At 69.0% G+C, this 11,432-nt stretch carries 9 protein-coding genes; 8 read left to right on the top strand and 1 reads right to left on the bottom strand.

Annotated features, from left to right (window positions below):
- Positions 1-185 precede the first annotated feature (185 nt).
- A complete protein-coding gene (locus tag I6A81_RS02085; protein WP_203006980.1) occupies positions 186-992 on the bottom strand; it encodes an enoyl-CoA hydratase/isomerase family protein in 807 nt (268 codons plus the stop codon).
- 145 nt (positions 993-1,137) lie between these two features.
- Here I6A81_RS02085 and I6A81_RS02080 point away from each other — a divergent pair, with 145 nt between their 5' ends.
- The 8 genes from I6A81_RS02080 to I6A81_RS02045 all read left to right on the top strand — a co-directional run bounded on the left by I6A81_RS02080 (position 1,138) and on the right by I6A81_RS02045 (position 10,441).
- Complete coding sequence (locus I6A81_RS02080) at positions 1,138-1,764, top strand: TetR/AcrR family transcriptional regulator (protein WP_203006981.1); 627 nt, start codon at positions 1,138-1,140, stop codon at positions 1,762-1,764.
- Positions 1,765-2,153: 389 nt separating this feature from the next.
- On the top strand, positions 2,154-3,686 hold the full coding sequence (locus tag I6A81_RS02075; RefSeq protein WP_203006982.1) for a class I adenylate-forming enzyme family protein: 1,533 nt from the start codon (positions 2,154-2,156) through the stop codon (positions 3,684-3,686).
- Positions 3,687-4,559: an SDR family NAD(P)-dependent oxidoreductase gene (locus tag I6A81_RS02070; RefSeq protein WP_203006983.1), complete on the top strand. Its 873-nt coding sequence runs from the start codon at positions 3,687-3,689 to the stop codon at positions 4,557-4,559.
- A 377-nt stretch (positions 4,560-4,936) separates the two neighbouring features.
- A complete protein-coding gene (locus I6A81_RS02065; RefSeq protein ID WP_203006984.1) occupies positions 4,937-6,304 on the top strand; it encodes an ABC transporter substrate-binding protein in 1,368 nt (455 codons plus the stop codon).
- A 10-nt stretch (positions 6,305-6,314) separates the two neighbouring features.
- On the top strand, positions 6,315-8,534 hold the full coding sequence (locus I6A81_RS02060) for an ABC transporter permease subunit (RefSeq protein ID WP_203006985.1): 2,220 nt from the start codon (positions 6,315-6,317) through the stop codon (positions 8,532-8,534).
- The gene (locus I6A81_RS02055; RefSeq protein WP_203006986.1) at positions 8,531-9,265 is read left to right on the top strand and encodes an ABC transporter ATP-binding protein; all 735 of its coding nucleotides are present in this window, start codon (positions 8,531-8,533) and stop codon (positions 9,263-9,265) included. Before I6A81_RS02060 ends, I6A81_RS02055 begins: the two co-directional genes overlap by 4 nt.
- On the top strand, positions 9,262-9,966 hold the full coding sequence (locus tag I6A81_RS02050; RefSeq protein ID WP_203006987.1) for an ABC transporter ATP-binding protein: 705 nt from the start codon (positions 9,262-9,264) through the stop codon (positions 9,964-9,966). Before I6A81_RS02055 ends, I6A81_RS02050 begins: the two co-directional genes overlap by 4 nt.
- An 85-nt stretch (positions 9,967-10,051) precedes the next feature.
- Entirely contained in the window at positions 10,052-10,441 is a 390-nt protein-coding gene (locus I6A81_RS02045; RefSeq protein WP_203006988.1) for a hypothetical protein, read from the top strand.
- Positions 10,442-11,432: the final 991 nt, after the last annotated feature.

Below are 11,432 nucleotides of genomic sequence, written 5' to 3'. Positions count from 1 at the left end.
CGAGGGTGCCCTTGCGGGCCCGCCCGATCGCCGTACGGGCCGTCGCGACGATGACTGCTTCGGGCACGGTGAACTCCTAGGAGAGTGGCCGGTGTCGATCGACGGACGCCGGCTCGGCGGCACGGGCGACGGTGAGCGCCGTGCGGGCGGCGCGGGCGGTGGCCCGGCCGGCCCAGACGCTGGGCCTACCTGCCCTGGAAGACAGGCTGGCGCTTCTCGGCGAACGCGCGCGGTCCTTCCTTGGCGTCCTCGCTCGCGAGCACCTCGGCGGCGATCCGCGATTCGATCGCGAACGCCTCGTCCCACGGGCGGTTGTAGGCGGCGCGAACGGTTTCCTTGATCTTTCGGACCGCGAGCGGGCTGTTGCGGCTGATCCGTTCGGCGAACGCCCGGGCCGTGCTCATCAGGTCGGCCGCAGGCACCACACGGTTGATGAGTCCGATCTCGAGCGCCTCCTGGGCGGAGATCCGGTCACCGACGAGCAGGATCTCCATGGCCCGTGCCCAGGAGACCTGCTGGGGCAGGCGCACGTGAGATCCATAGAACGGTACGAGTCCCAGGGCTGGTTCCGGAAGCCCGAACGACGCATGCGTGGCGGCGATCCGGATGTCGGTCCCGAGAAGGATCTCCATTCCGCCGGCGACAGCGTAGCCGTTGACCGCGGCGATGACCGGCTTGGTGGTGTCCGAGAACGGTCGTTTGATCGGATCAGCGCCGGTCGGGCCATCTGGGCCGGCCGAGCTGGCCGAGCTGGCCGAGGCGGTCACCGCGGGGATGGCGCTCTTGAGATCCGCGCCGGCGCAGAAGGCCTTGTCGCCGGCTCCGGTGAGGATGAGGACCCGCAGCGTGGGGTCGTCCTCGAAGTCCTCGGTCGCCTCGTTCAGCGCGGCACCCATCTCGACCGAGATCGCGTTGCGGACCTCGGGCCGGTTGAGGGTCACGGTCGCGATCGGACCGTCCTTCTCGTAGATGAGGTGATCAGTCTTGATCACACGTCCTCCGGGCGCGTGCGCAGGGACTCTGGCAAGCAGAGCTGTTTCGGACGAATGTCTTCCGTAAGTCGGGCAAACTACGTCGGGGGGTGGATGCCTGTCAAGGTGGCGGCCCGTTATGGGAGGGCTGTGGCATGGTTGGGGGATGCCGACCTCTCCCGGGCGCCGGATCGGGCGCCCTGTGGACCCGAGCATCGAGGAGAAGGTCGCCGAGGCGGCGATCCAGATCTACGCCGAGGTCGGGTGGGCGGGCTTCACCTTCGACGCGGTCGCCGCGCGAGCCGGGGTGGGCAAGGCGGCGATCTACCGCCGCTGGTCGACCAAGATGGAGATCCTCTCCAGCGCCTGGAAGGCGGCACAGCCAGGCTTCGTCGAGGTGCCAGACACGGGCAGCATCCGAGGCGACCTCGTCGCCCTGGCGAAGGCCCTGCTTGAACGCCTTGACCAGCCGGTGGGGATCGCCGAGGTCCGTCTGCTCCTGGACACGAAGATGTTCGGCGCCGACGCCACCTTCCCGGACCTCGACGCGACAAGGCGCCGTAGCCGGACCTTCATGCGGGCGGGGATCGAGCGGGCGATCCAGCGCGGCGACCTTCCGCCTGATGCGCGCCCGGAGATGATCTTCGACGCGGTTCGAGGGATGATCATCCACAACTTCCTGCTCATGCCGTCGGAGCGGATGGATGTCTGGCGTGCGCGCAAGGATGCCTACGCCGAGGAGGTCGTGGATCTGGTGCTCGCCGGGGTCCGTGCCCGGTCGGCCGTGATCTGATCGACTGGTACCTCGGTCGCGCCGTCGGGCGCGACGGACTCCTGGGCCAGGGGTCGACCGCCGCGGCGCGCCGCGAGATCTAGACGAACTTCGTCCGTAACCCTTGACCTGGGCCACTGGCCGGATCTAACGTCCCGCCAGGTCCATCGCAGTGTGGCGTCCGATCGAGTGCGGTAACCGTCCACCTTCCTGTCGCCCATCGCCATTCTCGTGGGACCTGAGGTACTGAGGCATGCCCTAAGACGCTCCGGACCCGAGGAGTGGCATCGCGGCCGCGGCGAGTGGCCAACAGAGTCGATTGGCTCGGCGTTTTGTTCGGCGGTTCATCGGATTCTGCCAGCTAGGAGCGGGATGGCCCCCGCGATGACCTCATCAGGAAGGAGTCGGGATTGGACGTCCCAGGAACTGCGAGCGTACCATCCGCCGATTTCACGCTCGCCGACTTCACGACGAAGGCGGCGCATTGGTGGCCGAATCGCGGCGCCTTCGTTGAGGAAGGTGAAGAAACCACCTACCGCCAGTTGCACGACCGTGTCAACCGGCTCACGGCCGTCTTACGCGATGCTGGTGTCACGGCAGGTTCCCGCGTCGGCATGCTCGCGGCGAACTCGAAGGCCTACTTCGAGATCTTCTTCGCCTGCGCTCGGCTCGGCGCCGTCATGGTGCCGATCAATATCCGTCTTTCGCCTCGCGAGGTCGCCTACCAGATCGACAACGCGGACATGTCCCACGTCGTGCTCGAGCGGGACCTTGAGGAACTCGCGGACAACAGCCGGTTGACATCGCTGACCCACTGGTGGCTCGGGGAGACGTACGAGGACGCGATCGCCGCCGCGACCCCCGACGAGGCACGTGTTGTCCTTCCCGCGGAGGCGCCGGTCAGCCAGATGTACACGTCGGGAACGACGGGCTTCGCGAAGGGATGTGTCCATAGCCAGGGCGGATGGCGCGCCTCGGCGCTGAACCTCGCCGTCGGGCTGCGCCTGGACCGTCGCCCCGTCGTGCTGGCCAACGTGCCGTACTTCCATGCCTGGGGCTTTGGCTTCGCGCTCAGTCATCTCGTCACGGGCGGAACGGTGGTGGTCGGGCGGCAGGCGTCGCCCGCCGAGTACTGGGAGCTGATTGACCGTCACCAGGTGACATCGGCGATCCTGCCCTCCGGGGCGCCGACGCAACTGCATCCCAGAGACCACCTGACCGTCCTGGTCGGGCAGGCGGGCGGGTTCCGCTCCCTGCTGAAGGCCCTGCTGGACGTCGTGTTTCCCAAGGCCGAGTACTACGGCATCTACGGCATGACGGAGCTCACCAACATCGCGCTGATCTCCCGTCTGTCGGACGAGCTGGACCATCCAGGAAACCTGGGTGAGCCGCTCCCGGGAATCGATGCCCAGGCACACGACGAAGCTGGCCTTCCGGTCCGGCCGGGCGAGGTCGGAGAGCTCGTGATCCGTGGTGCTCAGGTCTGCCTTGGCTACTACAAGAATCCGGAGGCCACCGCGGATCTGTTCCGTGACGGGTGGCTGCACACGGGTGATCTCGTCCGGGTCGGCGAAACGGGAAGCCTGCATTTCTTCGACCGCGCCAAGGACATGATCAAGAGCGGTGGCGAGAACGTCTACTCCGCTGAGGTCGAACGTGTGCTCCTGGAGTGTCCCGGCGTGGTGGACGTCGCCGTCTTCGGTGTCGCCGACCGCCGGTGGGGTGAGGCCGTGAAGGCCCTCGTCGCCTTCGGGCCGGGCGTGGAAGCAGACCTGAGGGCAGTTGACGACTACTGCCTGAAGAACCTCGCCGCCTACAAACGGCCGAGGTGGTATGAGGTCGTGCCGCAGATCCCCAGGAGTACGACCGGCAAGGTCGTCAAGGTCCGGCTGCGTGAGCAACACGACCCCTCGACATCAATACGTCTGGAGGAAAGAACCTAGATGTCCCGCAAAGTCGCGGTTGTCACCGGTGGGGGCCGCGGTATCGGTCGAGCGCACTCGCTCGTCCTGGCCGAGCGAGGGTACACGGTGGTCGTCAACGACCTGGGGGTGAGCCTCGCCGGCGGATCAACGGACGAGACTCCAGCCCAGCAGGTGGTCGCCGAGATCGAGAGCAGGGGCGGGGAGGCTGTCGCCAGCGACCACGACGTGAGCGACTGGGCGGCCGCCGGCGACCTGATCAACAGCACTGTCGACAGATTCGGCCATCTCGACGTCCTCATCAACAACGCCGGCATCATCCGCGACACCGTGCTCTACAAGATGGACGCGTCGAGCTGGGACGACGTCATCCGCGTGCACCTACGGGCGACGGCCGCGACCTCGCATTTCGCGGCCGCCCACTGGCGGGAGCGCTTCCAGGCTGAAGGTGAGTTCGGCGGGCGGCTGATCAACACGGCGTCGCCGTCCGTCTTCTCCGGCAACCCGGGCCAGACCAACTACACGGCCGCCAAGGGCGGGATCATCGCCTTGACCCTGACGGCGAGCCTCGAACTCGGCCGGTACGGTGTCACAGCGAACGCGATCGCGCCGGGGGCGGCCTCCCGAATGCTTGCGGCGATCATGACGGAGTCGCAGATGGCCGCCCTCGACCCCGTTTTCGTGGCGCGGGTGGCGGCCTCGCTGTGCACCCCCGAGGCGCAGTCGGTGACCGGGCGGGTGTTCGCGGTCATGGGGGAGCACGTGTTCCTCGCGGAGGGCTGGAAGGCGGGGCCTTCCATGGACATTCCCATGACTGTGCCCGTGGACGATGTGACACCGATCTTGACAAACATGATCGCGACGCCATCGGCACCGGTGCCGACCGGCGCGTAGCGTCCGGCATCAGCGGCTGACCCGCCTGATGTGAAGCCTGGACGGACGACTTGCCTGGGTGGCGGAGTCGGCCAGGAGACTGCTGAAAAGTAGCTCCGGCGGCCCGGCCTGTCCGAGTTCGCCCATATATCGATCAGAACAAACTGGGGCGATCCCGGCGCGGCCCGGAGCTGTTCAGCGGTCTCCTGGCGGCCGTCGCGGGCGGCGGTCGAGGCGCGTCGCGTCTGGACGAGATCTGATCACTCACCCCTCAGGGTGCCACCCCGAGCCGCGGCCGGGGCAGTCGACTCGCCAGGGCCTTGCATTGGAACTGGATTCCTGTTTCACTCACGATCCCAGTGACTCAGCTCACAGGGCTCAACTCATCCGAGGTGACTATGAAGCTCCAGCGTTTGCTGGTTGTCGGGGCGGCGGCCTGCCTTGTGGCGGCCGGCTGCTCCAGCGGCCGGGACGACGCGGCGGTCGTCGGGGCTCCCGGCGCCACGGCCAGCGGATCGGCGTCCGCGGCCTGCGACAGCGCGGATCTCCAGGCGACCGATATCGGGATCACGAAGGACACGATCACCATCGAGACCGTCGCGGACGTCGGCTCGCAGGCGGCGCCGGGCATCGCCAACGGTTCTTTAGAGGCGATGAAGGCCTGGGCTGACGTGGTGAACAAGAGCGGTGGCCTGGCCTGTCGGGAGGTGGTGATCCGGACCTTCGACAGCAAGCTCGATCCGGGCGAGTCGCGCAGCGGGATGGTCGACTCCTGCCAGAACGCGTTCGCCGACGTCGGTTCGTTCACGCTCGCCGTGGCCGACGTGACGCCGCTGGCGGAGTGCGTGGACGGCGCCGGCAAGCCGACGGGGCAGCCGCAGGTGCCGGCGGTGTCGACGAACGCCCTGATCGCCTGCAACAAGACGACCTACCTGGCGCAAGGAATCACGTTCTCCTGCCCGCCCTCCCAGGGTGCGCGGACTTTCACGGTCGGCACGTCCCTCGGCGACTACCTCCGTCAGGTGGTCGGCGGAGACGCGCACGGCCAGTTCCAGATCGGATACACCTCGCCATCCTTCCTCGACGTGACCATGCCAACCGTCGTGCAACTGCGCGCCCAGGGGCTGGCCGGGCCGGTGTACGGCGCGAAGGCCGCGGACCCGCAGTCGGCCTACACGTCGGTCGTGCAGGGGATGAAGAGCAGCGGCGCCCAGTTCGTGTTCGCCAACTCGACCTTCCCGTCGTTCGTGCAGTTGCAGCGGGAGGCGGCCGCGCAGGGCGTCGAGGTGCCGCACTGGTTCTGCCAGGGCGCCTGCTACGACCCGGCCTACGTCAAGGCAGCGGGGGACCTGGCCAAGGGCACCGAGATCCTGCTGGCCTCGCTTCCGTTCGAGGAGGCGGACGTCAACGAGGAGATGAAGACGTTCGTCGACAACGTCGACACGCACAACACGTTCGCGTTCAGCTCCTGGGTCGCGGCGCGACTGTTCCAGCAGGCCGTCGAGGCGGTTGTCACCAAGGACGGCCCCAACGGTCTCACCCGCGCCTCCGTGCTGGGCGCGCTGGAAGCCGTGAAGGACTTCGACGCCGGTGGCCTGATCGGGCCCAACACGCCCTCGGCGCACCTGCCGAACCTGTGCGTGGTGGCCGTCAAGGTCGGCGCCGACGGCGGCTTCGAGCGGGTGTTCCCGAAGGAGGCCGGGACGCTGTCGTGCGCCGGATCCGGAAAGCAGACCTTCGACCCGATCGCCGAGTTCTCCCGGTGAGGGGCCGGTCATGCCGTTAGTGACCCGCCGGGTCGCCGTCCCGGTGCTGTCCGTGGCGTTGCTGGTCTACCTGGCCAGCAACGCCTGGGCAGGCGAGCCCGTCACCGTGGACAGCCTCGTCCAGCTCGTGGCGTTCGCGTTGCCGATCGCCGGTCTGTACGCGATCAGCGCCACCGGTCTCGTGGTGGTCTACTCGGCCACCGGCATCTTCAACGTCGCGCAGGGCGCGATCGGGATGGTCTGCGCGTTCGTCTACTGGGAGCTCTCGGTCAACCGGGGGCTGCCGGTGCCCCTGGCGCTCATCCTGGTCGTGGGGGTGTTCGCGCCGCTGTTCGCGGTCGTGCTGAACCGGGTCCTGATGCAGCGCCTGCGCAACGCCCCGCTGATCACCCAGCTGCTCGGCACCGTCGGCGTCATGGCCCTGCTGCTCGGCGTCGCGGCGCTCATCTGGGACCCGACCGCCAGCTACCCCATCGACGGGCTCGGCGGCTCCGGCGGGATCCACATCTCCGGCGTGCTGCTCTCCTGGCACCGTGTGATCACCATCGTCACGGCGGTGGTCATCGCGGTGGCGCTGCGCTTCGTCCTCACGTCGACGCGCCTGGGCGTGTCGATGCGCGCCGTGGTGGACAACGAGGACCTCGCCAGCCTGCACGGCATCCGGCCACAGCGCGTCTCCGACACCGCCTGGATCATCGGGTCGGTCTGCGCGGCGCTCGCCGGGATCCTCATCGCCCCGGAGGTCGGGAACATGAGCGCCGAGACGCTCACGTTCTTCGTCATCAACGCCTTCGCCGCCGCGGTCTTCGGGCGCCTCAAGAGCCTGCCCATGACCTACGTGGGAGCCGTCGTCCTGGGCCTGATCGTGTCGTTCACCTCCACCTTCCTTGACCTGGAGGGGCGGTGGACGCCGCTGGCCGGTGTCCTGCCGGCGCTCGCGCTGTTCGTCGTGCTGCTGGTGGCGCCGCAGCAGAGCATCCGGCTCGGCCGGCCGGTGCGGCGCTACCACATCGAGACGGTGCCGACCATGCGCAGCGTCCTCACCGGCAGCGCGGTGCTGGTCATCCTGAGCGTGGTGGCGGGCCTGACGTTCTCACCGGTGAACGTGACCCGGATGATCTCGGCGGTCACCGTCGGGCTGATCCTGCTGGGCATGGTGCCGCTACTGGGCTGGGCCGGGATGCCGTTCTTCGCCCCCTACGCGCTGGCCGGGGTGGGCGCCTGGGTGACGTGGTCGCTCGGCGGCTCGATCCTCGCGCTGCTGGCGGCCGCGGCCGCCTCCGCCGTGGCCGGGGTCGTCGTCGCGCTGCCGGCGCTTCGGCTACGGGAGCTGTATCTCGCGCTCAGCTCCATCGCGTTCGCCCTGATCGCGGTGTCGTTCCTGTTCGTCCAGCCCGAGGTGTTCGAGATTCCCCGGCAGCTCGACCGACTCACCATCGCCGGGTTCGATCTGTCCAGTGGCACCCGGTTCCTGGTCTACGCCTGCGTCCTCTACGCGATCCTCGCGGTACTACTCGTGGCGGTCCGTCGCTCCCAGTACGGACGCCGGATCATCGCGCTGCGCGACAGCGAGGCCGCGGCGGCCTGTATCGGCATCAGCGCCGCGTCCACCAAGGCGCTCGTCTTCGCGCTCGCCGGGGCGGTCGCGGGGATAGGCGGCGGGGTGCTGGCCCAGGGGCAGCGCTTCGCCAGCTCGGAGCAGTTCCCGATGGTCGCCGGGCTGGCGATCATCCTCTCGCTGACCGTCATGGGGATCGGCACGGTCAGCGGCCCGGTCGCCGCCGGCCTGCTCGGCGCCCTGCTGACCGCGCTGGCGCATGACTGGGCGCCCGGGCACATCACCGACGCGCTCGAGCTCTTCGGCCCGGCGCTGGCGGTGCTGGCGCTGTCCAGCCAGCCCCGCGGCCAGATCCCCGAGGTGGCGGCGCGGGCGCGCGAACATCCGTGGCGGGCCGTCGCCACCGTCGTGGGCCTTGCCGTCACCATCGTCGGCTGTCGGCTGATGTCCGTGCCCGGAGAGATCGGGTTCGTGCTCGCGGTCACGGGTGCTCTGGTCGCCCGCATGCTCTACGACCTCGTGCGTCCGTCGCCCGCCGCGTCGGCCACGGCGGGCGATGCCACGGACATCAGGCTCGGTGTGTCCCGGCCGATCACCTCCGCCCATGTGCGGGAGTGGGACCGGGCACTGGGCGTGCCGGCCGGCGTCGGAAGAGAGGTTGTCGCCTCATGACGATGCTCGAGATCCGTAAGGTCTCGGTCCGGTTCGGGGGCCTGACCGCCGTCGACGACGTCAGTCTGGCGGTCCCGGAGGGGACGATCATGGGCATCATCGGCCCGAACGGCGCCGGGAAGACGACGCTGTTCAACGTCGTCGCCGGCATCCTGCGGCCGAGGACGGGCAGCGTCCTGCTCGGGGGTGAGGACATCACCCGGCTGCCGGCGCACCGGCGGGCGCGCCGCGGCCTCGCCCGCACGTTCCAGCGCCTGGAGGTCTTCGGCACGCTCTCGGTGCGGGAGAACCTGCTCGTCGCGGCCGAGTCACGCCGGCGGTGGGACCGGTCCACCCAGCCCGCCTTCGTCGCCGACGAGCTGTGTGCGGAGCTTGGGCTCGGCGAGGTCGCGGAAAGTCTCGTCGACACCTTGCCGACCGGTACCCAGAGGCTCGTCGAGCTGGGACGGGCGCTGGCGCTGCGGCCGCGGCTGCTGCTGCTCGACGAGGCGTCCTCCGGCCTGACCGAACTCGAGACGATCCAGGTGGGGGAGCGGCTCCAGCGGCTCGCCGGCCAGGGGCTGACGGTCGTGCTGGTCGAGCACGACATGCCGTTCGTGCTGAGTACCTGCGGGCGCGTGGCCATGCTCGACCACGGCGTGCTGGTCACGGAGGGAACCCCGGACGAGGTCCGGAACAACCCCGTGGTCCAGGAGGCCTACCTCGGCAGGAACCGGGAGGCGGCCGCATGACCCCGGTCGTCGAGATGAGAAACGTCTCCGCCGGCTACGGCCAGATCGACGTCCTGCACGGCATCGACCTCAGCCTCTCGCAGGGCACCGTGCTGGCGGTGCTCGGACCGAACGGGGCAGGGAAGTCGACGACGGTGCGCGCGCTGGCCGGCCTCGTGCGCCCCACGAACGGCCAGATCCTGCTGCAGGGTCGGGACGTCACGGGGGCGTCGCCGGACGGGCTCGCCCGCGCCGGCCTGTGCGTGATCCCGGAGGGCCGCGGTGTCTTCCCGCGCCTCACCGTGGACGAGCACCTTCGCCTGGTCGCCCGCGACCGAGCGGGTACGGCGGTGGCCCGGGAACGGGCCTACGCGCACTTCCCGAAACTGGCACAGCGGCGCAAGCAGCTCGCGGGAACGATGTCCGGCGGCGAGCAGCAGATGCTGGCGCTCGCGCGCGCCGTCGCCGGCGACCCGGCCGTGGTCGTCATCGACGAGCTGTCCATGGGACTCGCGCCACTGATCGTCGAGCAGCTGTACGAGCAGGTCCGCAGCCTGGCCGCGGCCGGAATCTCGCTGATCCTGATCGAGCAGTTCGCGCACGACGTCCTCGGAGTCGCCGACCACGCCGTCGTCCTGCAGCACGGCCGGATCGTGCGAAGCGGAACTCCCGGCGAGGTCGCCGCCGACCTCGCCGAGTTCTACCTGGCCCGGGACCGATGATCTCCCGTCCGAAGTCGACACGGCGCCCAGACGCGTCGGTATATCCCGCCTCCCCGCCCAGCGGAACCACGAACAGGAGACCGACGTGACCACGAGTCCCATCGCCAGCGAAACGACAACGCCGGAGGCGGCCTCCGGGACGGCCGGCCTGACGCTCTCCGAACCTTCGCGGCAGGCGTTCACGGCCGAGCTGGACAAGCTCAAGGCCGGCCCGAGCGGCGGACCCCGGGACCGAACGGTGCAGGTCCTGGGGCTCGTGGTCGCCATCATCGGCCTGGTCGTCACCCTGATCTGCTACTCACAGGCGACCGCGTTCGACGACCTGCGTGACCAGATCCAGATCGGCATTCTCGGGTTGTTCGGGCTGGGCCTGGTAGTCCTGGGGTCGGTGTTATACGCCGCCAGCACGATCACCCGATTCCTGCGCCTCTGGCTGCTTCGGCTGATCTACGAGCAGCGCGACCGCGGCGCCTGACCACAGGCCCACTGATGTCTGGCTTGCCTCGACCTCTGGTCGTGCGGGGCGCCGGCTTCGACGAGTGTGGCTGGGTGGCGATGACGGGGACGGTCGCCGCGGAACGCTCCGCGGCGACCGTCCACTGGCGGGCCCACGTGTTTGTTGATCAACGAGTCGATTGTCCGATGCCGCTCCGCGAGCGCGAACGTCTCCCGTAGCTCGCGCAGCCTCGGCCCCCGGAGGGCGTTCAGGCTCCCGGGGCGGTCGGTCGTGACGACCACGGCCCGGTCGTCGACCTCCAGGCGGACGTCCTCGAACGCGCGAGCTTCCGCCATCCCGACCCTTTTGGACGCGCGCGGCGACGCCCATGATGCGGCCCGCCCTCGCTCAGACCACTTCTAATATATAGACAGATTCGCCCATCCGGCGTCACTGCGGTCCCGTCGGCCACGCGCCGCCGCTGCCGCGTCCACGTTGGTCTTGCCCGACGGGCCGGCCGCCGTAGTCCAGAAGCCGAGATGGTGGGTTCGGCTCCCGTGCTCGAGATGATCACCGCATGGATCTCCCGGGGGTCCAGTCGGGAGAGCCAACCGGGCAGATGCGGCGCCCTTGACACCTTTCAGCACTGGTTGTGACGATTTGGGTAGTTGTGGGTTGCGATAAGCGTTGTCGCGGCCACGCTCCGTCCGCGAAGGTTTGTGGTGGCTCGTCGATGAGCAGGGCGGTTCGCCGCCGGTAGGGCTACGCCGGATGTGACGAGTCCGACCTGCGTCACTGGAGGCCATGCCGATCGGACCGTGGCAAGTCCGCTATAAATATCTATATATTCTCGCTGAGCGAGGGCATGCGGATGGGCCGCGGGCCGCAGGCGGTGGAGGTGGGGCGGATCATGACGAGCGTTGTCGACTCCGCGGTGGCGGGACGGCCGGAGGTCGACTTCCCGGTGTTCGACGCTGACAACCACCTGTACGAGGCTGAGGACGCGCTGACGCGGCACCTGCCGGCGGCG

Origin of the sequence: Frankia nepalensis, assembly GCF_016786325.1 — a bacterium.
GTDB classification, from domain to species: Bacteria; Actinomycetota; Actinomycetes; order Frankiales; family Frankiaceae; genus Pseudofrankia; species Pseudofrankia nepalensis.
Note: the sequence above shows the minus strand (reverse complement) of the source record. Positions and strands in the feature narration are given on the sequence as shown.

What these genes read in the sequence shown, in the direction of transcription:
- I6A81_RS02070 (WP_203006983.1), top strand. Translation starts at nt 3,687, where the DNA reads ATGTCCCGCAAAGTCGCGGTTGTCACCGGTGGGGGCCGCGGTATCGGT.
- I6A81_RS02055 (WP_203006986.1), top strand. Translation starts at nt 8,531, where the DNA reads ATGACGATGCTCGAGATCCGTAAGGTCTCGGTCCGGTTCGGGGGCCTG.
- I6A81_RS02080 (WP_203006981.1), top strand. Translation starts at nt 1,138, where the DNA reads ATGCCGACCTCTCCCGGGCGCCGGATCGGGCGCCCTGTGGACCCGAGC.
- I6A81_RS02050 (WP_203006987.1), top strand. Translation starts at nt 9,262, where the DNA reads ATGACCCCGGTCGTCGAGATGAGAAACGTCTCCGCCGGCTACGGCCAG.
- I6A81_RS02065 (WP_203006984.1), top strand. Translation starts at nt 4,937, where the DNA reads ATGAAGCTCCAGCGTTTGCTGGTTGTCGGGGCGGCGGCCTGCCTTGTG.
- I6A81_RS02060 (WP_203006985.1), top strand. Translation starts at nt 6,315, where the DNA reads ATGCCGTTAGTGACCCGCCGGGTCGCCGTCCCGGTGCTGTCCGTGGCG.